Genomic DNA, 23,519 nt, shown 5'->3' with positions numbered 1-23,519 from the left:
CACCGGCCCGTTACGCGTCTCCGGGCAGCAGGTGCTGGGAGAGTTCGCGGAAGCTCCAGCGGCCCCGTCTGCGGGTGAACACCCACACCAGGTCGTAGCGGTCGGGCCAGACGGCGGGGACGCCGGGCACATGTTCGGCTCCGATGGCCCGGATCAGCCGGGGCATGCCGGTGTGCTCCCAGCAGACGAGGACGGGCATCGCGGCGGTCAGCGCCGCGCGGGCCAGGGCCGTTTCGCCGCCGACCGCGAACTCGGTGCGGACCGGGGTCTTCAGGGCCGTGGCCAGTGCCTGCACCGTCTGCCGGCAGCGGCCGGGGGCGCCGGCCGGGCCGCCGGCGGCGAAGACGGCGGCGGGGCGGGGAAGTGAGGAGCCGCCGGGCGGCAGGAAGAGGCGGTGGAGTTCCTCGGCCCGGCGCCGGCCGCGCCCCGCGAGGGATCCGGGGTCCTCGTTGCCCTCCGCGTCCTCGCCGGTGTCTCCTGCGTACGGCTTCTCGGCGTGCCGGATGAGCAGGAGCAGGGCGTCCTTCGCCGTGCCGGACGGGCCGGGGGCGGGGGTGCGCGGGTGGTCCTGTGCCGAGCAGCCGGCCACGGCGAACGGGGCGAGGGCGGCGGCGGCCAGCACGGTTCGGCGGCGTGGCCCGGACCCGGCGGGGGCGTGTGGCATGGGGCCCACTGTCTCCCATGGGCCGGATCCGGCCGGGGCGCGGCGCGGCGTACGGGGCCACGAGCGCCCGGTCGGCGGATCACGGCGGCCGTCGGACCGGCCGGCGCGGAGGGGTCGGGCGGACGGGTCGGCGGGGCGGTCGGCGCGCCGGGCGCGGCTGGTCAGTCGGCCGGGCCGGGGTGCTCGTACGGGGAGGGCACCGGGAAGTAGGCCTCCAGGAAGGCGGCGACCGCGCGCTGCTGCTCCTGGGGGCCGAGGTCGCCCCCGGCGTCGTCGTCGGCGAGGCAGAAGGCGTCGGCCCGCCGTTCGGCGGCCAGGCCGCGGAGCTGCTCGATCGCCTCGGCCCGGCTGGTGCTGACGTAGACGTGGCGGAGTTCGCCCTCCACGGCCCGGCCGTCGGCGAGGGCGAGGTGGGCGGCGAGCGTGACGGGGGCGAGGTCGGCGGCGCTGCGGAAGACGGAGCGGCTGGTGGCGCCGAGCCGGCCGGGCAGCCGTTCCTCGACGTGCGTGAAGAGGGAGCGGCTGAGGGCGTAGGGGGTGTGGGCCAGGATGTGCGGATAAGTGCGGCCGACGGCCTCTTCCACGGCCTGCCGGGTGGCCTTCTGGGAGGCGGTGAAGACGTCGTCCTCGGCGCAGGGGGCGCTGGGGGCCACGGCCCGCCGGTCGTGGAAGACCTTGGGCAGGCCGGAGGAGAGGAAGTAGTGCTGCGGGCGCTGGGGGCGGCCGAGGAAGATGTCGTCGTTGAAGTACAGGAAGTGCTCGGCGAGGCCGGGGATGCGGTGCAGCTGGCTCTCGATGGCGTGCGAGTTGAACACCGGGAGGGCGGCGGGGTCGGCGAACAGCTCGCGGTGGTCCACGACGGTGAGCCGGGGGTGCTCGGTGGCGAGCCAGGGCGGGGTCTGGTCGTCGGTGACGAGGAAGAGGTGCCGGATCCAGGGGGCGTGGGCCGCGATGGAGCGCAGGCAGGAGCGGAGCTCGCCCCGGTCGCGGTAGCGGTTGTCGGCGTGGTCCACGTCGGCCCCGGTGGCGGATCCGGCGGCCGCGGCCCGGTCGCGGCGGCGCCGCCAGGCGGGGTCGGCGGCGTCCACCCAGGTGATCACTGCGTCGACGGGGAAGTCGATGTCGTCGGGGAAGCGGCCCGCGAAGGCGTCGACGACGGGCAGGTCGCGGTCGCCGACGCGGGTGGTGGCGGTGGCTTCCAGGGAGGGCACCCACCAGCCGTACGGGGTTTCGCGCAGGCCCGCGATGGCGCCGGTGCCCGCTTCGGGGACCTCCCAGAACTCCAGGTCGCACCCGGTGTCCGGGCCGTAGGTCAGGGTACGGCCGGAGGTGGTGACGGGCTGGTGGAGCCGCAGGCCCTTGACCCTCGGGGCCGGCGGGGCGGCGCCGGCGCGGGCTTCAGGGGCTGCTTCGGCGGCTTCGACCGCCTCGGGGAGGGCTTCGGCGAGCACCTCCCCGAGGTCACCGCCGTCACAGCCGTCGGCTCCGTCGGCTCCGTCGCCGAGGAGGCGGGCGTAGACCGGGAGACCGGTGAAGGCCGCGGCGCAGGCCTTCAGTGCGGCCGCGCGGTCACCCGGGGCGATCGCCACCCGGTGCGTGAGCCCGCCGTCGGGGACCAGCCCGTAGGGGACGCCGGCCGCTTCGAGGGCTTCGGCCACCGCGAGGACATTGGCGTCCCGGGCGGCGGCGGGCAGCAGGTCGTCGCGTACCCGGGTGATCCGGCCGCGGTGGCGGACCAGGCCGGGCAGCCGCTCCAGCAGCTCGTCCTCACGCGCGCGGCCGGGTGCCTCCGGTCCGCCCGCCCCGCGCGGGCCGGCCTCGACGCGCTCCCGCCGGGCTCCGTCCGGCTGCCCCGGCACACCGCCCGGCGTGCGCAGCGTCCGTACGATCCGGCGCAGGCCGGAGGGGAGGGGAAGACGGGACATGCCCTGCATGGACGACCTCGCGTGACGGCGCCGGCGTGCGGCACCCGAGGGTGCGGACCCCACGGTGAAGGAAGGGGACGGGGTCCGGCGGGCAGGGGCGGATGCCTCGTTCACCCCCACCTTTCCCGTGGTTCATTTTTCACGCAAGGGTCCGGGGGCCGCCATTCGACTCTCACAGGCAGTTCTCAGCTTCCGGCACCGTGCTTGCGGACCGCGCGCAGCCACTCCTTGTTCATGGCGGCGATGGACGGCAGCGGAATGCCCTTCGGGCAGGCCGTGGCGCATTCGCCGGTCAGGGTGCAGCCTCCGAAGCCCTCGCCGTCCATCCGGGCCACCATGTCCAGCACCCGGGTCTCGCGCTCCGGGGAGCCCTGAGGCAGTACGTTCAGGTGGTTGATCTTGGCGGAGGTGAAGAGCATCGCGGAGCCGTTGGGGCAGGCGGCCACGCAGGCCCCGCAACCGATGCACTCGGCGTGTTCGAAGGCGGAGTCCGCCACCGACTTGGGCACGGCCGTGGCGTGCGCCTCCGGGGCCGAGCCGGTGGGGGCCGTGATGTAGCCGCCGGCCTGGATGATCCGGTCGAAGGCGCTGCGGTCCACGACGAGGTCCTTGACCACCGGGAAGGCGGAGGCGCGCCACGGCTCGATGTCGATGGTGTCGCCGTCGGCGAAGGAGCGCATGTGGAGCTGGCAGGTGGTGGTGCGCTCCGGGCCGTGTGCGTCGCCGTTGATCACGAGGCTGCAGGCGCCGCAGATGCCCTCGCGGCAGTCGTGGTCGAAGGCGACGGGGTCCTCGCCGCGCAGGATGAGGTCCTCGTTGAGGGTGTCGAGCATCTCCAGGAAGGACATGTCCTTCGAGATGCCGTCGACCTCGTAGGAGGCCATGGCGCCGGGGGCGTCGGCGTTCTGCTGGCGCCAGACGCGCAGGGTGAGCTTCATGCGTAGCTCCGCTGGGTGGGGTGGACGTACTCGAAGACGAGGTCTTCCTTGTGCAGGACGGGGGCGGCGCCGGTTCCGCGGTACTCCCAGGCGGCGGCGTAGCCGAACTCCTCGTCGCGGCGGGCGGCCTCGCCGTCCGGGGTCTGGGACTCCTCGCGGAAGTGGCCGCCGCAGGACTCGGCGCGGTGCAGGGCGTCGAGGCACATCAGCTCGGCGAGTTCGAGGTAGTCGACGATGCGGTTGGCCTTCTCCAGGGACTGGTTGAACTCCTCGCCGCTGCCGGGGACCTTGATCCGCCGCCAGAACTCCTCGCGGATCTGGGGTATCCGGTCGAGGGCCTTGCGCAGGCCGGCGTCGGTGCGGGACATGCCGCAGTACTCCCACATGAGCTCGCCGATCTCGCGGTGGAAGGAGTCGGGGGTGCGGTCGCCGTCGACGGCGAGCAGCTTGGCGAGGCAGTCGCGGGTCTCGCGGACGGCGGCCGCTGCCTCGGGGTGGCTGTCGTCGACCCTGCCTCGGTGGGGGTGGCGGGCCAGGTAGTCGTTGATGGTGGAGGGGAGCACGAAGTAGCCGTCGGCCAGGCCCTGCATGAGGGCGGAGGCGCCGAGGCGGTTGGCTCCGTGGTCGGAGAAGTTGGCTTCGCCGATCGCGAAGAGGCCGGGGACGGTGGTCTGGAGGTCGTAGTCGACCCACAGGCCGCCCATCGTGTAGTGCACGGCGGGGTAGATCCGCATGGGGACCTCGTACGGGTCCTCCGCGGTGATCCGCTCGTACATCTCGAAGAGGTTGCCGTACTTCTCGGCGACCTTGTCGCGGCCCATGCGGCGGATGGCGTCGGCGAAGTCGAGGTAGACGCCCTGGCCGCCGGGTCCGACGCCGCGGCCTTCGTCGCAGACGTTCTTGGCGGCGCGGGAGGCGATGTCGCGGGGGACGAGGTTGCCGAAGGAGGGGTAGATCCGCTCCAGGTAGTAGTCGCGCTCGTCTTCGGGGATCCGGGCGGCGGGTCGGGTGTCGCCCTTGGCCTTGGGGACCCAGATGCGGCCGTCGTTGCGCAGGGACTCGCTCATCAGGGTGAGCTTGGACTGGTGGTCGCCGGTGCGCGGGATGCAGGTGGGGTGGATCTGGGTGAAGCAGGGGTTGGCGAAGTGGGCGCCGCGCCGGTGCGCCCGCCAGATGGCGGTCGCGTTGGAGTTCATGGCGTTGGTGGAGAGGTAGAAGACGTTGCCGTAGCCGCCGGTCGCCAGGACCACTGCGTCGGCGTAGTACGTGCTGATCTTCCCGGTGATCAGGTCGCGGGCGACGATGCCGCGGGCGACTCCGTCGACGGTGATCAGGTCCAGCATCTCCGTGCGGGCGTGCATCTCGACGTTGCCGGCGGCGATCTGCCGCGAGAGCGCCTGGTAGGCGCCGAGCAGCAGCTGCTGGCCCGTCTGGCCGCGGGCGTAGAAGGTGCGGGAGACCTGGACGCCGCCGAAGGAGCGGGTGTCGAGCAGGCCGCCGTACTCGCGGGCGAAGGGGACGCCCTGGGCCACGCACTGGTCGATGATCTCGACGGAGATCTGGGCGAGGCGGTGGACGTTGGACTCGCGGGCGCGGAAGTCCCCACCCTTGACGGTGTCGTAGAAGAGGCGGTGGACGGAGTCTCCGTCGTTGCGGTAGTTCTTGGCGGCGTTGATGCCGCCCTGGGCGGCGATGGAGTGGGCGCGGCGCGGCGAGTCGCTGTAGCAGAACTGGACCACGTGGTAGCCCTGCTCGGCGAGGGTCGCGCCGGCGGCACCGCCCGCCAGGCCGGTGCCGACGACGATCACGGTGTGCTTGCGGCGGTTGGCCGGGTTGACGAGCCTGGCCTCGAAGCGGCGGCGGTCCCAGCGCTCGGCGATGGGGCCGGCGGGGGCCTTGGTGTCGGCGAGGGGTTCGCCGGTGGTGTAGCGGGCGTATTCGGTGCTCATGGTCAGCTCACCACTCCGGTCATGACGGCGACGGGGACGGACACGAAGCCCGCGAAGAGGACGAGGGCCAGGGCGTCGGCGAGGAACTTCAGGGCGCGGTCGCGGCGGGCGTTGCCCGCGCCGAGGGTCTGGGCGGCGCTCCAGAAGCCGTGCCGGACGTGCAGCCCGAGCGCGGCCATGGCGATGAGGTAGATCGCGTTGCCGTACCAGGTGGAGAAGGTGGCGAGGACGTTCTGGTACGGGTGGCCCGCCCAGCCCCGCTCGTTGACGGTGAGCGTGGTGAGGTCGAGCAGGTGCCAGACGATGAACAGCGCGAGGATGATGCCGCCCCAGCGCATGGTGCGGGTGGCGTAGCTCGCGCGGCGGCGCTTGTGGGCGTACTTGACGGGCCGTGCCTTGATGTCGCGCCGGCTGAGCTGGTACGCGGACACGGCGTGGGCGAGCACGGAGGCCAGCAGGACGGTGCGGGCCGCCCACAGGCCCCAGTGGCTGTGCAGGAAGGGTTCGCCCATGTGCCGGAGCCAGTGCCCGTAGGCGTTGAACTCCTCCGGCCCGAAGAAGATCTTTAGGTTCCCCATCATGTGGACGACCAGGTACCCGAGCATGATCAACCCGGAGACCGCCATGACGGTCTTCTTGCCGACGGTGGAGTCCCAGAGCCTGCGCGGGGTGGACGGCCGTCGGTCCGTCCGGGTTGCCAGAGCCATGTCTCGACGGTAAGGACGGGGTCCCCGAGAGGTCCAAGACATGATGGTGCTGATATCGATAGGCCTCACCTATGTAGCGCCGTATGCTGGGGTGATGCAGTTCCAGCAGCTCCTGTATTTCGTGGCGGTCGCCGAGACCCGGCACTTCACCCGGGCGGCGGACCGGGTGCACGTGGCCCAGCCCTCGCTCTCCCAGCAGATCAAGGCGCTCGAACGGGAACTGGGCGCCGAGCTGTTCAGCCGGGCGCGGGGGAACATCACGCTCACGGATGCGGGGGAGGCGCTGCTGCCCCTGGCCCGGCGGATCCTGGCGGACGCGGACACCGCGCGGCTGGAGGTGCAGGAGCTGGCGCAGCTGCGGCGCGGGCGGATCCGGCTGGGCGCCACGCCGAGCGTGTGCACGGGCCTGCTGCCCGGTGTGCTGCGCGCCTTCCACACCGCCCATCCCGGGATCGAGCTGCTGATCGAGGAGAGCGGTTCGCTGGACCTCGTACGGGAGCTCGCGCGCGGGGCCCTGGACCTGGCGCTGATCGCCCTGCCGCTGCCTCCCTCGGCTCCGGCGCTGACCACGGTGGATCTGCTGACGGAGGACCTGGTGGTGGTGTCCTCGGCGCAGCTGCCGCCCCCGGCGGGCGGCGGGCCCCTCACCGTGTCGGCGCTGCGGGACGAGCCGATGGTGATGTTCCGCCACGGCTACGACCTGCGGGACCTGACGATGGCCGCCTGCCGGGCGGAGGGGTTCGAGCCGGTGTTCACGGTGGAGGGCGGGGAGATGGACGCCGTCCTGGGCTTCGTCAGGGCGGGGCTGGGGGTGGCGGTGGTTCCGGCGATGGTCGTCGAGCATGCAGGGCCGGGGCTGCGGGCGACACCGCTGGCGGGCTCGCCGCTGCGCCGCACGATCGCCCTCGCCCACCGCACGGACGTCGCTCCCCCGCGCGCAGCCCGGGAGCTGCGCCGCATGCTGCTGGACTGACGCCCCGTCGGCGGGCGCGTGCCGGGCCGGGCGGGCGCCGCCTGGACCGCCTGGTTCCGCCCGGGCGGCTGACCGCACGGCACGGCGACCGGCTCGCCGCGATCACGGACGAGTACGGCTGGCCGACGGCGGACCTCGTCGGCGAGGACGCCGCCCGCTCGGGTGGCTGATCGCCCAGCTCGCAGACCGGCAGCTCCACGTCCAGCGGCGCGCCCTCCACCTGCTGGAGCGGGCGGTTTCAGCAGGCTCGGCAGGCCCACGCGAGCCGGCCTCGGTGGGCCAGGCGCCAGGCCGTCTCCCGGTCCGGTCCACCTGACCAACCTGCGCTTCCCTACCGGGAGATGGGCCACAGCACCTGTTGCTATGGTGCGCCGATGTCATCGATCAAGGAATTTCAAGTCACCTTCGACTGCGCAGAACCCGAGCGCGTCGCTCGGTTCTGGTGCCAGGTGCTGGGGTACGTCGTATCGCCCCCGCCGAAGGGGTTTGCCACATGGGACGAGTTCGATCACTCGCGGCCTGTCGAGGAGCGGGGTTCGTGGTTCGCATGCACCGATCCCTCGGGTGTGGGCCCGCGCCTGTTCTTCCAGCGCGTTCCCGAAGGGAAGGTCGCCAAGAACCGGGTGCATCTCGACGTGCGGGTGGGCACCGGGCTCGTGGGTGAGGAGCGCCTGGCGGCGCTTGAGGCCGAGTGCGCACGGCTGATCCCGCTCGGTGCGGTCCGTGTGCGACTTCTGTACGACGGCAACGATTCGTGCATCGTGATGCAGGACATCGAGGGCAACGAGTTCTGCCTCGACTGAACAGCCGCTCCCGGGGCGGGGGCGGACCGCACGGAAGGTCGTCGGCGGCCGTGGGACGGTCGCCCTCAGGCCGTGCGGGCGGGCAGGGCGTTGTCCAGGCCGTCGGCGAGCATTCCGAAGGCCCGGTCCGCGTCGGCCACGGCGGCCGGGTGGGCCTCGTCGGCGCTCAGGCCCTCGTCGATGCGGCGCCAGTTCTCCCGGCCCAGCTCGTGACGGACTGCCACCAGGTGCATGGCCGCGAGGCGGGCCGCAAGGGGCTGCACCGACTCCTCTTCGAGTACCTCCGCCAGCAGCTCCACCTCGCGCGCCGTGTAGTGGGCCAGCCGCGTCTCCAGGCTCGCCGTGGAGTACACCAGCCGCACGAAGGCGACCACGTTCGGATGGTCGCAGAGCCCGGTGATCGGATCCCGCTCGGCCAGCGCCGCGAGGAAGTGCGCGTGCACCGCGCGCAGGGGTGTCTGTCCGGCGGTGCGTTCACGGACGACGCGCGCCACCTCGTCCTGATGGTCGGCGAAGCGGTCGAGGACCAGGTCCTCCTTGCTCGGGAAATACCGGAAGAGGGTCGGTTTGGACACCTCGGCCGCCGCTGCGACGTCCGCCACGGACACCGCATCGAAGCCCCGCTCCAGGAAGAGCTCCAGAGCCGTGGCCGCCAGCTGGCGGCGCGTGCGGAGCTTCTTGTTCTCGCGCAGACCGGTCACGTTCTCCATGGTCCACAGCATAGCACGGATGAGTGACCGGGTCATTTTCTTAACCGGGTTGCTTTTTCGCTCGGGAGCCGCTTTCCTTGAGGCATCGACGAGGAGAGGACATCCGATGACCGACGTACTGATCGCGGGCTCCGGCCCCACGGGACTGACCCTGGCGTGCACCCTCGCCCTGCAGGGGGCTGCCGTGCGCGTCATCGACCGGCGGGCCGCCCCGCACCGCGAATCCCGGGGCAAGACACTCCGGCCGGGCAGCCTGGAGGTCTTCGAGGAGCTCGGGGTGGCCGGTCCCCTGATGGCCGTCGGCAGCAGCGGCGTGGTCCTGCGCAAGTACTTCGACGGAGCACACGTCAATGACACCCCCGTCGACGGCGGCCTGCTGATAGGGCAGTGGCAGATCGAGGAGGCGCTGCGCGAGCGGCTGGCCGCCCTGGGCGTCCGCGTGGAGTACGGGGCCGAGCTGACCGGAATCACCCAGGACGCTGCGGGGGTCCGCGTGGAGCTGGCCGACGGCACCGTGATCGGGGCCGGCTATCTCGCCGGGTGCGACGGCGGGCGCAGCACCACGCGGAAGCTCCTCGGCATCCCCTTCGAGGGGAGCGGGCAGGAGGAGCCCGCCATGGTCCTCGGGGATGTCAGGGCGCCCGGGCTCAGCCGGGACTTCTGGCACCAGTGGTTCACCTCGGAAGGCGGCGGGATACTGCTCTGCCCGATGCCGGGGACGGACACCTTCCAGCTCCAGGCCACGCCCGAACAGGACGAGCGGGGTGAGCTGGTGCCGCCCTCGCTGGAGAGCTTCCAGCGGCTCTTCGACCGGTGTGCCCGGATGCCGGGCATCCGGCTCGCCGATCCCACCTGGCTCTCCACTTGGCGGGTCAACGTCCGCATGGCCACCCGGATACGCGAGGGCCGGGTCTTCCTCGCCGGAGACGCCGCGCACGTCCATCCGATAGCCGGCGGCCTGGGCATGAACACCGGCATCCAGGACGCGGCAGCACTGGGCCGGACGCTGGCCGCCGCCCTCGCCGGCGAGGCCGGGGAGGAAGGGCTCGACGCGTACCAGGTGGAGCGGCTGCCGGTGGCCGCCGAGGTACTGGCCGACACGGCACGGCGGTACGAGCGGGTCGTGGCCGCCGTCCGGACGCCGGGCGTGGGGACGGAGGCCGGGCTGGACTGACCGGCCCCGCCCGGCCGCCCGGCTCCCCGGTCGGGCGTCGGTCCGGGCTCCGGCCGTGCGGGGTGACCGGCGCCCCGAAGGACGTCAGGACGGGGTGGGTACGGCGTCCGAGAGCGACAGGGTGTGGATCCGGTCGGGAGCTCCCGGGCGGGCGTAGTACCAGCCCTGGGCGGTGTCGCAGCCGAGGTCGCGTAGCTGCGCCGCCTGAGCGCCGGTCTCCACGCCCTCGACGGTCACGGCGAGTTCGAGGCTGTGGGCCAGGGCCACGATGCCTTCGACGATCTTGACGTCGACGGGGTTGGCGGGCTGCTGCTGCATCCCCTTGGTGAAGGAGCGGTCGAGCTTCAGCACGCTGACCGGCAGGCGCCGCAGGTTCGCCAGGTTCGAATAGCCCGTGCCGAAGTCGTCGAGGGCGATGTCCACCCCCAGGGCGGCGAGTCGGCGCAGCGGTTCCAGGAGCTCGTCGTCGGCGCCGATCAGGGCCGACTCGGTGACCTCCAGGCACAGCGCGCCCGGGGCGAGGCCGGAGTTCTCCAGGACCGCCACCGTGTCGGCGACCAGGCCGGGGTGGTGGAGCTGGGTCGGCGAGAGGTTGACGTTGATGCGCAGGGAGGAGCCGCCGTGCTCGCGCTGCCAGGTGCGGGCCTGGCGGACCGACTCCTCCAGGACCCAGCGCCCGAGCGGCACGATCAGTCCGGTCCGCTCGGCGAGCGGGATGAAGCGGTCCGGGCCGAGGACCCCGTACTGCGGGTGCGACCAGCGCACCAGCGCCTCGGCCCCGTGGATGCTCCCGTCGTGCATGTGGACCAGCGGCTGGTACTCGATGAAGAACTCACCGCGTTCCAGGGCCGCCGGGAGGGCGTTCGTCAGGCCGTGGCGGGTGATGGCGCGCGCGTCGGCCTCGGCGTCGGCGAACTCGAAGCGGTTGCCGCCGGCCGCCTTGGCCCGGTACATGGTGATGTCGGCGCTGCGCAGCACCTCCGCCGGGGTGCGCTCACCGGCCGGGCCCTCCACGATGCCGATGCTGCCGCGCACCGACAGCTCACGGCCCTCGATCCGGATCGGCGCGGACAGGGCGGACAGGATGCGCACGGCGAGTTCGGTCACCTTCTCCTCGGTGTCGGAGCCGGTGGTCAGCGCCACGAACTCGTCGCCGCCGAGCCGGGCGACCACCTCGCCGGGGCCGGTCGCGCAGCTCTGCAGCCGGTCGGCGACCTCCACCAGCAGGCGGTCGCCGGCCGAGTGGCCGAGGCTGTCGTTGACCGCCTTGAAGCCGTCCAGGTCCAGATAGCACAGGCCGAAGCGGCCTGCGCCGCCGGGCGGTTGGGAGCCCCCGAGGGCCTTCTCCAGGCGTTCGAAGAAGAGCGTCCGGTTCGGCAGGCCGGTCAGTGCGTCGTGGGTCGCCTCGTAGCGCAGGCGCAGGTTCAGCAGCCGGCGCTCGGTGGTGTCCTCCATCAGGGCCAGCTGGTACTGCGGTACGCCGTCGGCGTCGCGCAGCAGCGACACCGTCAGGTTGGTCCACAGCACGGTCCCGTCGTGCCGGTAGTACGGCTTCTCGACGCGGTAGCTCTCGCGCTCGCCGCGCACGAGCTCGCCGTACATGCGCCAGACGTGCGGGGTGTCGTCGGGGTGCCCCCACTCGCTGACGTTGCGGCCCCGCACGTGCCCGTCCATGCCGCCGAACATCCGCAGCAGCGCCTCGTTGACCTCAAGGACGTTGCCCTCCAGGTCGGCGATGCCGATGCCGATCGCCGCGCCTTCGAAGACCGCCCGGAAGCGTTCCTCGCTGGCGTGCAGGGCCTGCTGGGCGTCGGTGCGGGCAGTCAGCGCGGAGCGGGCGATGGCCTCCTGCTCCTTGAGGGTGCGCTCGCGCAGGGCGCGGGCGAAGCCCGCCGCAATGCCGTGCTGGAGCCGGGCGCAGCGGGCCCGGTACTCCTCGGCGCCCTCCGCTCCGGAGCCGTCGGGCCCGCAGTAGAGGACGAGGTAGGACTCGATCACGCCGAGGGTGCCGGCCAGCGCCTCCGGGTCGGTGCAGTGCACGGCGACGAGTTCGGCGCCCACGCGCTGGGCGACGCTCGCGTCGAAGGGCCGGGCGTGCAGGGCCTCCACGAGCGTCCGGGTGAGCGGAAGGAGGTGCTGCTCGAACTCGACGCGGGTCAGGGAGGTCGCCGTGACGGGGAAGATCGCACGTCCCCAGATCGTCGCGAACCGCGCGATCCGGTCCTCCAGGCCGCTGTGCGGCGCGCCGGGGCCCGTCGGCGTCGCCGACGGGCCGGTGGGCCGCGCGGGGGTCTGTCCGCCCAGCGCGGGCTCCGCGTTCTTCGGGGTCGGCGTGCCGGAGGGCACCGCGGCCGGGGATCTCACGCCTTGCGTCCCACTCCGCCGAAGCCGGAGAACGCGTACGGGTCCTCCGGCGCCTCACCGTCCTCGGGTTCCTCGCTGCCGTCCGGGCGCCAGTTCGGCATCGACACGACTCCCGGCTCGATCAGCTCGAAGCCGTCGAAGAAACGGGCGATCTGGCCGCTGCTGCGCATGACGAGCGGGTTGCGGATGTCCCGGTAGACGCCGACGGCGCCGCCCGCGACCTCCTCGGAGAGGGGGATGCCCTCGTACGAGGCGTGCGTCAGGACCAGCAGGCTGCCGGGGGCCAGCGCGTCGCGCAGCTCGGCGACGGCGGCGTACGGGTCGTCCGCGTCCTCCAGGAAGTGCAGGACGGCGACGAGCAGCAGGGCGACCGGCCGGTCCAGGTCCAGCAGCCGGGAGACCTCGGGGGCGGCCAGGATGTCCCGGGGCTTGCGCAGGTCGGCGGCGACGACGCCGGCGTGGTCGTTGCCCGCCAGGACGGCCTGGCTGTGGGCGACGGCCACCGGGTCGTGGTCGACGTACACGACGCGCGCGTCGGGGCTGGCCGCCTGGGCGATCTCGTGGACGTTGCCGAAGGTCGGGATGCCGGAGCCGATGTCGAGGAACTGCGTGACGCCCTGGGCGACGGCGTAACGGACGGCGCGGCGCATGAAGGCCCGGTTCGCCTGCATGATCTTGGGCAGGCCCGGCATGAACTCCATGGCGCGGCGGGCGGCCTGGCGGTCGACCTCGAAGTTGTGGGAGCCGCCCAGGTAGTAGTCGTAGATGCGGGACACGCTCGGCACCGATATGTCGATGCCTGGCGGGGCCCAGGCGGGGCGCTCCATCGCGGTCTCCAAGCCGTAGTCCTGCGGGTCTGTCCGGGGTCGGACGTCTGTCCGAGCCGAATGTACTGATCATTGGCCAACGGAGCGAGCAAAAGCGGAAATTGGTGATCCGTTCTTCATCACACACTCAAGGCCTCCCGGACCCCGTACGTGCCGGTTGACCGGCACTGATGGATCATGTTCGGTAATGATCGAATGGGCGACCGGACGGCTTCCGTTTATGGCTTAAACCTCTACGGTCCCCACGCCACCCGTTCAGGCGAACCACGGCCGACCGCCGCGTGCGCGGGCGCGGGCGAGCCCATGCTCCCGGGGTGAACAGTGCCCGTACCAGGCGCGTGCTGGTCGTCCCGGTCCTGGTGTGGGCGGCGTGGTCCGCCGCCCCGGCCGTGGCCGATAGCTGCGCCTACGCGACGATCGAAACCGGCGGTGCCGCAGGCGCCGGCAGCCTGGTCGCGGCCGCCGCCTCCGGCGGGTCGGGCGACGGCCGGGGTGGCGGACATCACGGCGGAGGCCGCGACCACGGAGACGGGCACGGCCGCGGCGGCCATCACGGCGGGGGCGGCCACCAGGGCCACCACTGCCCTCCGCCGCCTCCCCCGCCGTGCCCGCCGAAGCCGACGCCGACCCCGACGCCCACCCCGACCCCCAGTCCGAAGCCCACACCGCCGCCGCCGAAGCCGTCGCCGCCGCCCGCCCCCCGGCCCGCACCGCCGCCACCGCCCCCGGCGGCGAAGCCGCCGCCGAAGCCCGAGCCGCCCCGGCCCGCCCCGCCGAAACCACCGGCACCGCCGCCGGCGCCCCCGCGGCCGGCCCCGGCCCCCACGCCCGTGGTGGCCCCGCCGCCCCCGAAGAAGCCGGTGGCCCGGCCCGTGTACCACGCGGCGGCCCGCAAACCGGCGGAGCACCACGTCTCACCGGTGACCTTCACCCTGATGACCGCGGCCCCCGCGGTGCTCGCGATCGTCGCGCTGCGCCCGCGCTAGCCCGCCCCGCACGAAGACCGATTGGGAGTCATCTTGTCGGAATGGCTCGTCCTGACCCTCGCGATGGCCGCGGCCTGCGCCGTCGTGCTGTCCATCGCCTTCTTCAACCACCGCCGGATCGGTGACGACGACGATCCGAACGAGACCCCGGACGTCATCGAGTACATGACCATGATGATCGGGGTGATCTACGCGATCGTGCTGGGCCTGGCGATCGCCGGCGTCTGGGAGGGCCGCGGCGCCGCCCAGGAGTACGTCCGCCAGGAGGCCCAGGCCCTCCACGAGATCAGCGTCCGCTCCGAGGTCTACCCGCCCGAGGTCCGCAAGAGGATCCGGGCCGACGTGGACGCGTACGCCACGTACGTGGTGGACACCGAGTGGAAGGAGATGGCCGACCACGCCAGGCTCACGGACCGCAGTGGGGAGCTGCTCGACCGCATCCGCCGGGACGTGACGGACTACGAGCCGCAGACGGACCACGAGGGGCAGGCCTACCAGCCGCTGGTGGACCAGGTGGCGCTGGTCGACGACGCCCGCAACGCCCGCGGTCAGAGCGCCGGCGCGACGATGCCCGGGGTGGTCTGGTTCGGTCTGGTCACCGGAGCCCTGGTGACGGTGGGTCTGATCTTCACCTTGCAGATCCGGCGCTCGTTCCGGGAAATGCTGCTGGCCGGCCTGTTCAGCGCGCTGATCGCGTTCCTGCTGTTCCTGATCTGGGACTTCGACGCACCCTTCGGGCGCGGTATCTCGGCCACCGCCGAGCCGTTCTTCGCCCAGTTCCCGCACCTGGGCCGGGGCGACTGAGGCGGACGGCCCGGCAAACCGGTACCGGGGCCGTCTTCCCCGGTTCGGCCCAGCGCCGTGACCCGTTCGCCCGCTCCTGATCGCGGGTCACGGCCTGCGCCCCTAGCGTGGCGGTCATCGAGGCGCATGCGCCCCCACGTGCGGAAACCCTTCCGCGGCCTGCACCTCGGGGATCCGGAGAATCAACCATGGGTGCGATACGTACCTCCGCCACAGCCCTGCTGAGCGCCGGCGCCACGGGCGCCGTACTCGCGCTCGGTGTGCCGGCCGCGCCTGCCGCCCTTGCGGCCGAGGCCCAGCCCGCCACCTCATTCGGTTTCGCCATCACCCCGTCGACCGTGGCCCCGGGCGGCCAGGTGGTGCTCTCGGTCAGCGGCTGCGATTCCGCCTACACCACCGTCTCCTCCGGGGTCTTCGACACCGTGAGCATCCAGCGCGGCCAGAGCACACGGGTCACGGTGGACCGCGACGCCCGCCGCGGAGCCGTCTACTCCGTCTCCTTCACCTGCAACGGCGAGACCGGTTCCACCGATCTCACGATCGCCGGCGGGAGCAACGAGCCGACCACCAGTTCCACCTCCACCAGGAGCAGTGCCGCCTCGCTGGGCGTGCGCGGCGGGCTGGGCGGCAGCGTGGCCGGGATGGACCCCTGGGAGCTGGGCGCGGGCACGGCCCTCTTCCTCGCCGCCGCGGGAGGTACGGCGTACACGCTCCGCCGCCGTCACTCCCGGCGCAGCCACTGAGCGCGTGCGGCCCGATGCCGGCCCGCCGACCACCGACCGACGACCACCGCGCTCCGTCCGCCGACCACCGACCACCGACCGCCGGTCGCCCCGATGCCTGGCCAGGGCTCGGGGCGACCGGCGGTTTCCGGGGCTTGTGACCGGGGAGGTCGGCCAGTCGTCAGGCCCGGCTGCGGACCGGGCGGCGCCGGCGCACCACATGGGCGCCCGCTCCCAGGGCCGCGGTGCCGACCAGGCCCGCCCCGATCGCGGTCTCGGCGGTGGACGGGCCGAACGAGCCGCCGAGACCGCCTTGTGCTCCGTTGCCCGCGAGGATGGTGAAGCGGTGCGTCGCCACCAGGCTGTTGTCGTGGCACTTGACCGACAGCGTGTGGTTGCCGGGCGAGGCGTGGTTGAAGATCCGGACGGTCGCGAACCCGATGGACCCGGCCGAAAGGTTCGTCTGGGGAAAGTTGCCGTTCGACCAGACCGTGCCGCCGTGGTGGCAGCCCGCCGCGCTGACCTGCATCGTCGAGCCCTGATGCACGGAGTACGGATTGACCGTGACGTTACTGGGGCCGTTGCCGTTGTTGTTGCCGTTGCCGCCGCCCGACGGTGGGCCGCCCGCCGGGTTCGCGGAGGCGAACGGCATACTGAGGCCGATGGCGGCGCAGGCCGCCACGCTCACGGTGAGAGCGCGCAGAACACGCATGTGGAACCTCCAGCGGGAGCGCCCCGGAGCGGTCGCCCGGGAAGATCGACGAGAACGCCTCCCATGTCGAACCCTCGGGGCGGCCCGCAACCAGCGCATGTCCGCCTTTGGGCCGCAAGGTTGAGCGACACGCCGAGAGGCGGACGCCGGAGCTGACGGATCCGCAGGTCACGACCCGTCAGGCATTTATGTGACGAATACCTGGATGGCCGCACCCCTTCCGGCCCCACCACCCGTTCGCCCTTCACCGATCGCCGTCTTGCGCGTACGCCCTTAACGTGCGTGAAGAAGGGCGTACCGGGGTGGGACGAGAACGCGGGTCGGGACCCCCGCGTCGGGAAGGGAGAGCCATGACCGAGGACGAGGACGAGCAGCCTCGCAGGAGACGATCCCCCTGGGGTGTGCTCGCGCTGGTCATGCTCACCGGCCTCGCCATGATGCGCAACGGCGCGGAGGTCGCCCAGGGGCCGCCCCAGCCGGCCGCCGCGGCCGCGGTCGGGGCTCCCTCCGACCAGCAGCCGTCGGAGGGTCCCGCGGCCGCCCGCCCGCAGGCACCGGTGGAGCCGCTGGAGCACTCGTCCGTCCAGCGCATCCGGATCCCGGAGATCAAGGTGGACGCGCCGGTGATGGCGGTGGGGCTGGACGCGCAGGGGTTCATCGACGCCCCGCCGCCCCAGGACCCGAACCTGGCCGGCTGGTACCTCAACGGCATCTCGCCGGGCCAGCGCGGCTCGGCGGTGATCGTGGGCCACGTCGACAACGCGCGGGGTCCGGCGGTCTTCTACGGCCTGGGCTCGCTGCGCAAGGGCAACCACATCGAGGTGGCGCGCTACGACGGGCGCACAGCGGTCTTCGAGGTGTACGGGGTGGAGGTGTTCGCCAAGAACACCTTCCCCGGTTCCCGGGTGTACGGGGACACCGGGCAGCCCGAGCTGCGGGTGATCACCTGTGGCGGCGGCTACTCGAAGGCCCGCGGCTACGACGGCAACGTCGTGGTGTTCGCCCGCATGGTGCAGGCGCGCTGAGGCTCGCTGAGGCAGGCCGGGGCCCGCTGACGAAGCCGGCCCCGGGCGCGACCCGACCGTTCCACCGCGGGAGCGGCTCCTCAGCGGGGCGGCAGCGGGGGCAGTGTCATCCGGAAGCCGCGGGCGAGCAGCTGGGGCAGGTACGCGGCGAGGGCCTGGACGCTCTGCGAACGGTTGCCGCCCGCGTCGTGGTTCAGCACGATCACGCCGGGGGCCGCTCCCTTGAGCACACGGGAGACGATCGGGGTGGTGCCCGGCTCCGTCCAGTCCAGGCTGTCCACGGTCCAGGCCAGCGGCTCCATGCCCAGCTCGGCGCCGATCTCGAACGCCGCCCGGTTCCACGCCCCGTACGGCGCCCGGAACCACTGGGGCGGCTCCCCCACGGTTTCCTGTACGACGTCGCTCGTGCGGGTGATCTCGGAGGCGAGGGCCGGCCGGCTGAGCCGGGGGATGAGGGGGTGGGTCCAGGTGTGGTTGCCGATGACGTGCCCTTCGGCGCTCATCCGGCGCAGCAGGTCCCGGTTTTCGGTGGCCATCTCCCCGCAGACGAAGAACATCGCGCGGACGCCGTGGCGCGAGAGGGTGTCGAGGATCGCGGGCGTGTAGCGGGGGTCGGGTCCGTCGTCGAAGGTGAGCACCATGGCGTTCGCCGGGCCGGCGCCGGACGGAAGTGCCAGGAAGGGCCGGGTGCGCACCGCGGGCTTCGCGGCCTGGGGGTGCATCGGGGCCTCGGCGGTCATGGGGCTCAGCCGGTACGCCGTCCGGCCGGGGGCCTGTGCCCGCAGGGGGCGGACCCCGCCGGGTCCGGCCGCTCCGCCGGGTCCGGGGCCGCCCGCGCCGGGCAGGGCGCCCGGGCCGCCGGCCGTGGCGCCGGGTCCGGGAGCGCCGCCCTCTCCTGCGCTGAGCAGTCCGGAGGCGGCGGCGACTCCGAGGAAGACGGCGGTACGCAGGAGCGCGCGTCGCCCTACTGTCGGCTCGTCATTTTTCATTATTACTACGTATCAACGACATCGCCGCGGATGTCGAGAGGCGCGGACGCGCCTGCCTCCCCTCACCCGTTCAGCCGCGCCGCACCAGCGGGAACGGCAGCGTCTCGCGGATCGTCAGGCCGGTGAGGAACATGACGAGCCGGTCGACGCCGATGCCCAGACCGCCGGTCGGCGGCATGGCGTACTCCAGCGCGTCCAGGAAGTCCTCGTCGAGTTCCATGGCCTCCACGTCACCGCCGGCCGCCAGCAGCGACTGGGCGGTGAGCCGGCGCCGCTGTTCGACGGGATCGGTCAGCTCCGAGTAGGCGGTGCCCAGCTCCGTGCCGAAGGCCACCAGGTCCCAGCGTTCGGCGAGCCGCGGGTCCACCCGGTGCTGCCGGGTCAGCGGGGAGACGTCGGTGGGGAAGTCCTTGTAGAAGGTGGGCAGCCCGGTCCGCTCCTCCACCAGCCGCTCGTACATCTCCAGCGCCACGTCGCCCCGGGTGTCCTCGGGCGTGTGCGGCACCTTCGCCCGGTCGCAGAGCCCGCGCAGCACGTGTTCGGGGGTGTCCGCGCCGACCTCCTCGCCGAGCGCCTCGCTGATCGCCCCGTACATCGTCTTGACCGGCCAGGGGCCGGAGATGTCGTGGACGACGAGCTTGCCGTCGGCGCCGGCCTTGTGGGCGACGGGCGAGCCGAAGGCGGCGGTCGCGGCGCCCTGGATCAGCTCGCGGGTGAGGTCGAGCATGACGTCGTAGTCGGCGAACGCCTGGTAGGCCTCCAGCATGGTGAACTCGGGGTTGTGCTTGTAGGAGACGCCCTCGTTGCGGAAGGTGCGGCCCATCTCGAAGACCTTCTCCAGCCCTCCCACGCACAGCCGTTTCAGGTACAGCTCGGGGGCGATGCGCAGGTACAGGTCGAGGTCGTAGGCGTTGATGTGGGTACGGAAGGGCCGGGCGTTCGCCCCGCCGTGGATCTGCTGGAGCATCGGGGTCTCGACCTCCAGGTAGCCGCGGTCCAGCAGCCCCTGGCGCAGCGCCTGCACCGCGGCGGACCGGGCCCGTACGACGTCCCGGGCCTCCGGGCTCGCGACGAGGTCGAGATAGCGGCGCCGCACCCGCGCCTCCGGATCGGCGAGGCCCTTGCGCTTGTCGGGCAGCGGGCGCAGGCATTTGCCGGTGAGCTGCCAGGAGTCGATCACGACGGACAGGTCGCCGGACTTGCTGGCGCCGACCTCGCCGGTGGCGACGACGTGGTCGCCGAAGTCGACCTGCGAGGTGAAGGCGTCCAGGACGTCCGCGCCGGCCTCCTCGCGGGTCAGCAGCAGCTGGATGTCCCCGGACCAGTCGCGCAGGACGGCGAAGACCACCCCGCCGAGGTCGCGTACGACCATCACGCGGCCGGCGAGGGTGACCCGTTCTCCCGTACGGGCGCCGGGCGGGAGTCCGGGGACGGCCGGGTGGGCGGCCTTCAACTGCTCCACGGTGTGGCTGCGCCGCGGGATCCCGACGGGGTACGGGTCGGTGCCGGCGGACCGGATCCGCTCCATCTTGGCGTGGCGCACCCGGACCTGCTCGGGCAGCCGCTCGGCCCGCGCGGCCGCCGTGCCCTCCTCTCCGGCGAGCTCCAGGGCGAGGGAGTCGATCGAGGGCAGCCCCTCGGTGGTGGCCGGGGCGGTCAGGCCCTTGGCATGGGCGTTTCCCCACAGCTTGCGCAGGCTCGGTACGGAGACGAAGCCCTCCGCGATGCCGGAGGCGAGGCTGACCCGGGCGAGCGAGCCGGCGTCCTGGTAGCAGAGGAACCGCGGGTACCACTCGGGCCCGTACTTGACGTTCGAGCGGTACAGCGCCTCCAGCTGCCACCAGCGGGAGAAGAACAGCAGCAGCCCGCGCCACAGCTTGAGGACCGGGCCGGCGCCGATCCGGCCGCCCTCTTCGAAGGCGGAGCGGAAGACGGCGAAGTTCAGGGAGATCCGGTGGACGCCCAGACCGGGAGCGGCGGCGCAGAGTTGGGCCACCATGAACTCCATGACCCCGTTGGGGGCCGTGCGGTCGCGGCGCATCAGGTCCAGGGAGATGCCGTCCTTGCCCCAGGGGACGAAGGACAGCAGGGCTATCAGTTCACCGTCCGCGTCGAAGGCCTCGACGAGCAGGCAGTCCCCGTCGGCGGGGTCGCCGAGCCGGTCCAGGGCCATGGAGAAGCCGCGTTCGGTCTCGGTGTCGCGCCAGTGGTCGGCGCGGTCGATGATGCGCTGCATCTCCTCCTCGGTGAGGGCGGAGTGGCGGCGTATGAGGGTGGTGGCGCCGGTGCGCCGGACCCGGTTGACGGCCTGGCGGGTCACCCGCATGTCGCGGCCGTCGAGGTCGAAGTGCGCGACGTGCAGGATGGCCTCGTCGCCGAGCTGGAGGGCGCTGAGTCCGGAGCGGGCGTACGCGGTCGCGCCGGCCTCCGAGGCGCCCATCACGGCGGGCTGCCAGCCGTGGCGGCGGGCCACGGTCAGCCATGCGTTGATGGCCGGCGTCCAGGCGGCCGGGTCGCCGACCGGGTCCCCGCTGGCGAGGCAGACCCCGGCTTCGACGCGGTAGGTCACGCCCGCCCTGCCGTTCGGGGCGAAGACGACGGCCTTGTCGCGGCGGGTGGCGAAGTAGCCGAGGGAGTCGCTGCGCCCGTAAGCGGCGAGCAGGGCGCGGATGCGGAGCTCCTCGTCCCCGTGCAGGGCGGCGGTCAGCCGCTGGGAGCGGAAGAGGGCCGCGGCGGCGTTCAGCAGGGCGAGGGCGCCGAAGAGGCCGAGCAGGAAGTACAGCGGCCGGGGCGGCCGGCCGTCGAACCGGCGGGCCGAGAAGAGACCGCCGAAGACCTGCTTCGCGGCCCAGTCCAGCCACTGCCCCCTGGGGAGGGTCCCGGGGAACAGGGCGACCAGGCCCCACCCGAGGAGTACGGCGGTGAGCAGGCCGAGGCCGAGGACGAGCAGCGCCCGCCAGAAGGCGCCGGGCCGGGAGGCCGCGTAGAACTCCTTGCGGGCCGCGATCAGGAGCACGAGGGCCGCGACGGCGATGACCATGGAGGGGCCGCCGACCCAGTAGTACCCGTCGGCCACGATCAGGAGATCGACCAGGATCAGCAGGGCCAGATAGGTGACGACGATCCACCAGGCGACCTTCTTGCGGGTGCCGAGCGCCGCGGCGAGCAGGAACAGGAAGACGGCGTACGCGAGGTTCTCGCTGACGGGCACGACGAACTCGTCGAGGAAGCGGACGAAGTGCCTCAGCAGGTGCCGCAGCGTCGGGGAGAGCGCGAGCACGGCGCACACCAGCCCGAGCGTTCCGAAGAACGCGGCGAATCCGTCGGGCACCCGGTTCAGGAAGCGGTTCCGGGTGCCGCGGGTCTCCTCCACGGTGGCACTCATGGTTCGCACTGTAGGGAGGGCGGCGGCGGTCCGCGCGTCGAGCCGGATAGCCTGGGAGCCGTGACGGAGCGCGTGGATTCGGGGTTCGAGCGGGGTACGGACGGGCCGAAGGTGATCCTGGCGGGGGTGGACGGGTCGCAGTCCTCCCTGCGGGCGGCGGCGTACGCGGCGGGGCTGGCGCGGCGGCAGAACGCGCTGCTGGCCCTGGTGTACGTGCAGCCGGTGATGCCGGCCGGGGCCGCGCTGGGCGCGCCGGTGGCCGGCACCACCGGGGAGATCGCCGAGGGGCTGGTGGCCGAGATCCGGGAGGCCGCGGAGCGCCTCAAGGGCATCTACGACATGCGCTGGCAGTTCCACACCTTCCGCGGCGACCCGTACGCGGGCCTGGTGGACGCGGCGGAGGAACTGAAGGCGGACGCGGTGGTGGTGGGTGCCTCCGAACAGGCGGGGCACCGCATCGTCGGCTCGGTGGCGGTCCGTCTGGTGAAGGCGGGCCGGTGGCCGGTCACCGTGGTGCCGTAGCGTCCGGGTGCGGGGCCTGCCGGGCCATGGTGAGGCCGTGCTCGGCGGCGCCGCGGCTGAGGACGGCCTCCGAGACGGTGTCCTGGGCGCTCTCGTAGTCCTTCCGGCCGGGATGCGCGGCGAGCGCGGCCGGCAGGTTGACGACCCTGCCCGCGGACAGGTCCGTCATCTGGGGGACGAACTCGGCCCGGGTGACCTGCCAGCGGCCGCCCGCGACGGCCGGCGGGGCGAAGGTGAACCGCCCGATCGAACCGTAGTTGCCGCGCACGTCCCGCGCGCCGGAGTGGTTGAACATCTCCCCGGCGACCTGGTCGCCCATGCCGTAGATGATCCAGGTGCCGTTGACCTGGTCGTAGGCCTGCGGAACGTGCGCGTGGGTGCCGAGTACCAGGTCTATGTCGGGGCGTCCGCCGGTCCGCGAGGCCGTGAGCGCCCGGCCCAGCGAGAGCTGGGTCTCGTCCGGCTCGGTCTGCCATTCGGTGCCCCAGTGCACGCTGACCAGGACCACGTCGGCCCCGGCCTTCCGGGCGGCCCGCGCATCCGCGAGGATCTTGTCCTGTTCCATCAGGTTGACGGCCCACGGCTGGCCCTCGGGCATCGGGTAGCCGTTCGTGCCGTAGGTGTACGCGAGGTGTGCGACCTTCGCGGAGCCCGCCGTGTAGAGGGCCGGCGTGGCCGCCTCGGCTGCGGTACGGGCCGAGCCGGCGTGTTGCAGGCCGACCTCGTCGAAGGTGTCCAGGGTGCGCTTTATCCCCGCGCTCCCTCCGTCCAGCGTGTGGTTCGAGGCCGTGGAGCAGCCGTCGTACCCGGCGTCCTTGAGCCCCTCGGCGACCGCGGGCGGGGACTGGAAGGCGGGGTAGCCGGTGAACGGGCCGCCGTCCTCGCCGTAGACGGTCTCCATGTGGCATATCGCCAGGTCGGCGGCGGAGACCAGCGGCTTGACGCCGGAGAACATGGGCTTGAAGTCGTATCCGTCGCCGCCCGCATCGGCTGCCGCCCGTTTGATGATCGAGTCGTGGGGCAGTACGTCCCCGCTCGCGACCAGGGTGAACCCCCTGGGGGAGGCGTCGGGGGGTGCGGTGCCGGAGCCGTCGGCGCGGGACGGCTCCGGGGCCTGCGCGGTGCCGAGGCGGGTGGCGGACGCGGATTGCCTGCCGTCGGAGCAGCCGGCGGCGGCGCCCGCCAGCAGGGCGGCCGAGAGCAGCGCGAGGGCTTGGCGGGTGGGCTGGGACATGGGTCGACTCCCCTTCACGGGATCAATATGGCCATCGGATCATCCGTCTTACGTAGAAGGAGATGCCCTCCGGTCAAGAAGCGGCTCCGCAGCCCGAGGCGAACTC

20 protein-coding genes and 1 pseudogene are annotated in these 23,519 nt (G+C 72.8%); 8 read left to right on the top strand and 13 right to left on the bottom strand.

Annotation, left to right across the window (positions count from 1 at the left end; all coding sequences use genetic code 11):
* Positions 1–10: 10 nt before the first annotated feature.
* From ABZ128_RS17210 to ABZ128_RS17190, 5 genes are all read right to left on the bottom strand, one after another.
* Complete coding sequence (locus tag ABZ128_RS17210) at positions 11–664, bottom strand: hypothetical protein (protein WP_356849183.1); 654 nt, start codon at positions 662–664, stop codon at positions 11–13.
* Between the two features lie 161 nt (positions 665–825).
* Complete coding sequence (locus tag ABZ128_RS17205) at positions 826–2,589, bottom strand: Stealth CR1 domain-containing protein (protein ID WP_356849182.1); 1,764 nt, start codon at positions 2,587–2,589, stop codon at positions 826–828.
* Positions 2,590–2,774: 185 nt separating this feature from the next.
* Positions 2,775–3,527 carry a succinate dehydrogenase/fumarate reductase iron-sulfur subunit gene (locus ABZ128_RS17200; protein ID WP_356849181.1) on the bottom strand — a complete coding sequence of 251 codons (753 nt, stop codon included), beginning with the start codon at positions 3,525–3,527 and terminating at the stop codon, positions 2,775–2,777.
* Entirely contained in the window at positions 3,524–5,476 is a 1,953-nt protein-coding gene (locus tag ABZ128_RS17195) for a fumarate reductase/succinate dehydrogenase flavoprotein subunit (RefSeq protein WP_356849180.1), read from the bottom strand. The genes ABZ128_RS17200 and ABZ128_RS17195 overlap by 4 nt, the downstream gene beginning before the upstream one ends.
* 2 nt (positions 5,477–5,478) lie before the next feature.
* Positions 5,479–6,183, bottom strand: a complete 705-nt coding sequence (locus ABZ128_RS17190; RefSeq protein ID WP_356849178.1) for a succinate dehydrogenase cytochrome b subunit — start codon at positions 6,181–6,183, stop codon at positions 5,479–5,481.
* A gap of 94 nt (positions 6,184–6,277) precedes the next feature.
* Here ABZ128_RS17190 and ABZ128_RS17185 point away from each other — a divergent pair, with 94 nt between their 5' ends.
* From ABZ128_RS17185 to ABZ128_RS17175, 3 genes and pseudogenes are all read left to right on the top strand, one after another.
* Positions 6,278–7,156, top strand: coding sequence for a LysR substrate-binding domain-containing protein (locus tag ABZ128_RS17185; protein ID WP_356849177.1), 879 nt, complete (start codon positions 6,278–6,280; stop codon positions 7,154–7,156).
* 65 nt (positions 7,157–7,221) lie between these two features.
* Positions 7,222–7,421, top strand: a pseudogene (locus ABZ128_RS17180) (hypothetical protein); the annotation flags it as partial.
* A gap of 109 nt (positions 7,422–7,530) precedes the next feature.
* A complete protein-coding gene (locus tag ABZ128_RS17175; protein ID WP_356849175.1) occupies positions 7,531–7,959 on the top strand; it encodes a VOC family protein in 429 nt (142 codons plus the stop codon).
* A gap of 65 nt (positions 7,960–8,024) precedes the next feature.
* On the opposite strand, the gene ABZ128_RS17170 is transcribed toward ABZ128_RS17175, so the two are convergent.
* Positions 8,025–8,669, bottom strand: a complete 645-nt coding sequence (locus ABZ128_RS17170) for a TetR family transcriptional regulator (RefSeq protein ID WP_356849174.1) — start codon at positions 8,667–8,669, stop codon at positions 8,025–8,027.
* A 106-nt stretch (positions 8,670–8,775) separates the two neighbouring features.
* Here ABZ128_RS17170 and ABZ128_RS17165 point away from each other — a divergent pair, with 106 nt between their 5' ends.
* Complete coding sequence (locus ABZ128_RS17165) at positions 8,776–9,843, top strand: FAD-dependent monooxygenase (RefSeq protein WP_356849173.1); 1,068 nt, start codon at positions 8,776–8,778, stop codon at positions 9,841–9,843.
* Between the two features lie 84 nt (positions 9,844–9,927).
* On the opposite strand, the gene ABZ128_RS17160 is transcribed toward ABZ128_RS17165, so the two are convergent.
* The 3 genes from ABZ128_RS17160 to ABZ128_RS17150 form a co-directional block, all read right to left on the bottom strand.
* Positions 9,928–12,072 (bottom strand): EAL domain-containing protein, encoded by a 2,145-nt coding sequence (locus tag ABZ128_RS17160; RefSeq protein ID WP_356849211.1) that lies wholly within the window; start codon positions 12,070–12,072, stop codon positions 9,928–9,930.
* 131 nt (positions 12,073–12,203) lie between these two features.
* On the bottom strand, positions 12,204–13,034 hold the full coding sequence (locus ABZ128_RS17155) for an SAM-dependent methyltransferase (protein WP_356849210.1): 831 nt from the start codon (positions 13,032–13,034) through the stop codon (positions 12,204–12,206).
* 550 nt (positions 13,035–13,584) lie between these two features.
* Positions 13,585–13,965, bottom strand: coding sequence for a hypothetical protein (locus ABZ128_RS17150; protein WP_356849171.1), 381 nt, complete (start codon positions 13,963–13,965; stop codon positions 13,585–13,587).
* Positions 13,966–14,053: 88 nt separating this feature from the next.
* On the opposite strand from ABZ128_RS17150, the gene ABZ128_RS17145 reads away from it, so the two are divergent.
* Positions 14,054–14,824, top strand: coding sequence for a hypothetical protein (locus ABZ128_RS17145; protein ID WP_356849169.1), 771 nt, complete (start codon positions 14,054–14,056; stop codon positions 14,822–14,824).
* Positions 14,825–15,012: 188 nt separating this feature from the next.
* The gene (locus ABZ128_RS17140; protein WP_356849168.1) at positions 15,013–15,567 is read left to right on the top strand and encodes a hypothetical protein; all 555 of its coding nucleotides are present in this window, start codon (positions 15,013–15,015) and stop codon (positions 15,565–15,567) included.
* 160 nt (positions 15,568–15,727) lie between these two features.
* Here the strand turns inward: ABZ128_RS17140 and ABZ128_RS17135 are convergent, their stop codons facing one another.
* Positions 15,728–16,258 carry a hypothetical protein gene (locus ABZ128_RS17135; RefSeq protein ID WP_356849166.1) on the bottom strand — a complete coding sequence of 177 codons (531 nt, stop codon included), beginning with the start codon at positions 16,256–16,258 and terminating at the stop codon, positions 15,728–15,730.
* Positions 16,259–16,608: 350 nt separating this feature from the next.
* Here ABZ128_RS17135 and ABZ128_RS17130 point away from each other — a divergent pair, with 350 nt between their 5' ends.
* On the top strand, positions 16,609–17,283 hold the full coding sequence (locus ABZ128_RS17130) for a class F sortase (protein WP_356849165.1): 675 nt from the start codon (positions 16,609–16,611) through the stop codon (positions 17,281–17,283).
* Between the two features lie 80 nt (positions 17,284–17,363).
* Here the strand turns inward: ABZ128_RS17130 and ABZ128_RS17125 are convergent, their stop codons facing one another.
* Together ABZ128_RS17125 and lysX are read right to left on the bottom strand one after the other, a co-directional pair.
* A complete protein-coding gene (locus tag ABZ128_RS17125; protein WP_356849163.1) occupies positions 17,364–18,272 on the bottom strand; it encodes a polysaccharide deacetylase family protein in 909 nt (302 codons plus the stop codon).
* Positions 18,273–18,342: 70 nt separating this feature from the next.
* On the bottom strand, positions 18,343–21,657 hold the full coding sequence (lysX, locus tag ABZ128_RS17120) for a bifunctional lysylphosphatidylglycerol synthetase/lysine--tRNA ligase LysX (RefSeq protein WP_356849162.1): 3,315 nt from the start codon (positions 21,655–21,657) through the stop codon (positions 18,343–18,345).
* 60 nt (positions 21,658–21,717) lie between these two features.
* Between lysX and ABZ128_RS17115 the strand changes: the two genes are divergently transcribed.
* Positions 21,718–22,179 (top strand): universal stress protein, encoded by a 462-nt coding sequence (locus ABZ128_RS17115; RefSeq protein ID WP_356849160.1) that lies wholly within the window; start codon positions 21,718–21,720, stop codon positions 22,177–22,179.
* On the opposite strand, the gene ABZ128_RS17110 is transcribed toward ABZ128_RS17115, so the two are convergent.
* Positions 22,163–23,413, bottom strand: coding sequence for a CapA family protein (locus tag ABZ128_RS17110; protein WP_356849159.1), 1,251 nt, complete (start codon positions 23,411–23,413; stop codon positions 22,163–22,165). The two genes, ABZ128_RS17115 and ABZ128_RS17110, sit on opposite strands and share 17 nt — an antisense overlap.
* Between the last annotated feature and the right edge of the window lie 106 nt (positions 23,414–23,519).

Origin of the sequence: Streptomyces sp. NPDC006326 (assembly GCF_040612915.1) — a bacterium.
GTDB lineage: Bacteria > Actinomycetota > Actinomycetes > Streptomycetales > Streptomycetaceae > Streptomyces.
The sequence above is the reverse complement of the archived record's forward strand: the minus strand, read 5'-3'. Positions and strand labels throughout refer to the sequence as shown.

Excerpts from the sequence above, each read along its gene's own strand:
- ABZ128_RS17210 (WP_356849183.1), bottom strand. The coding sequence starts at position 664 with ATGCCACACGCCCCCGCCGGGTCCGGGCCACGCCGCCGAACCGTGCTG.
- ABZ128_RS17205 (WP_356849182.1), bottom strand. The coding sequence starts at position 2,589 with ATGTCCCGTCTTCCCCTCCCCTCCGGCCTGCGCCGGATCGTACGGACG.
- ABZ128_RS17200 (WP_356849181.1), bottom strand. The coding sequence starts at position 3,527 with ATGAAGCTCACCCTGCGCGTCTGGCGCCAGCAGAACGCCGACGCCCCC.
- ABZ128_RS17195 (WP_356849180.1), bottom strand. The coding sequence starts at position 5,476 with ATGAGCACCGAATACGCCCGCTACACCACCGGCGAACCCCTCGCCGAC.
- ABZ128_RS17190 (WP_356849178.1), bottom strand. The coding sequence starts at position 6,183 with ATGGCTCTGGCAACCCGGACGGACCGACGGCCGTCCACCCCGCGCAGG.
- ABZ128_RS17185 (WP_356849177.1), top strand. The coding sequence starts at position 6,278 with ATGCAGTTCCAGCAGCTCCTGTATTTCGTGGCGGTCGCCGAGACCCGG.
- ABZ128_RS17175 (WP_356849175.1), top strand. The coding sequence starts at position 7,531 with ATGTCATCGATCAAGGAATTTCAAGTCACCTTCGACTGCGCAGAACCC.
- ABZ128_RS17170 (WP_356849174.1), bottom strand. The coding sequence starts at position 8,669 with ATGGAGAACGTGACCGGTCTGCGCGAGAACAAGAAGCTCCGCACGCGC.
- ABZ128_RS17165 (WP_356849173.1), top strand. The coding sequence starts at position 8,776 with ATGACCGACGTACTGATCGCGGGCTCCGGCCCCACGGGACTGACCCTG.
- ABZ128_RS17155 (WP_356849210.1), bottom strand. The coding sequence starts at position 13,034 with ATGGAGCGCCCCGCCTGGGCCCCGCCAGGCATCGACATATCGGTGCCG.
- ABZ128_RS17140 (WP_356849168.1), top strand. The coding sequence starts at position 15,013 with ATGGGTGCGATACGTACCTCCGCCACAGCCCTGCTGAGCGCCGGCGCC.
- ABZ128_RS17135 (WP_356849166.1), bottom strand. The coding sequence starts at position 16,258 with ATGCGTGTTCTGCGCGCTCTCACCGTGAGCGTGGCGGCCTGCGCCGCC.
- ABZ128_RS17130 (WP_356849165.1), top strand. The coding sequence starts at position 16,609 with ATGACCGAGGACGAGGACGAGCAGCCTCGCAGGAGACGATCCCCCTGG.
- ABZ128_RS17125 (WP_356849163.1), bottom strand. The coding sequence starts at position 18,272 with ATGAAAAATGACGAGCCGACAGTAGGGCGACGCGCGCTCCTGCGTACC.
- lysX (WP_356849162.1), bottom strand. The coding sequence starts at position 21,657 with ATGAGTGCCACCGTGGAGGAGACCCGCGGCACCCGGAACCGCTTCCTG.
- ABZ128_RS17110 (WP_356849159.1), bottom strand. The coding sequence starts at position 23,413 with ATGTCCCAGCCCACCCGCCAAGCCCTCGCGCTGCTCTCGGCCGCCCTG.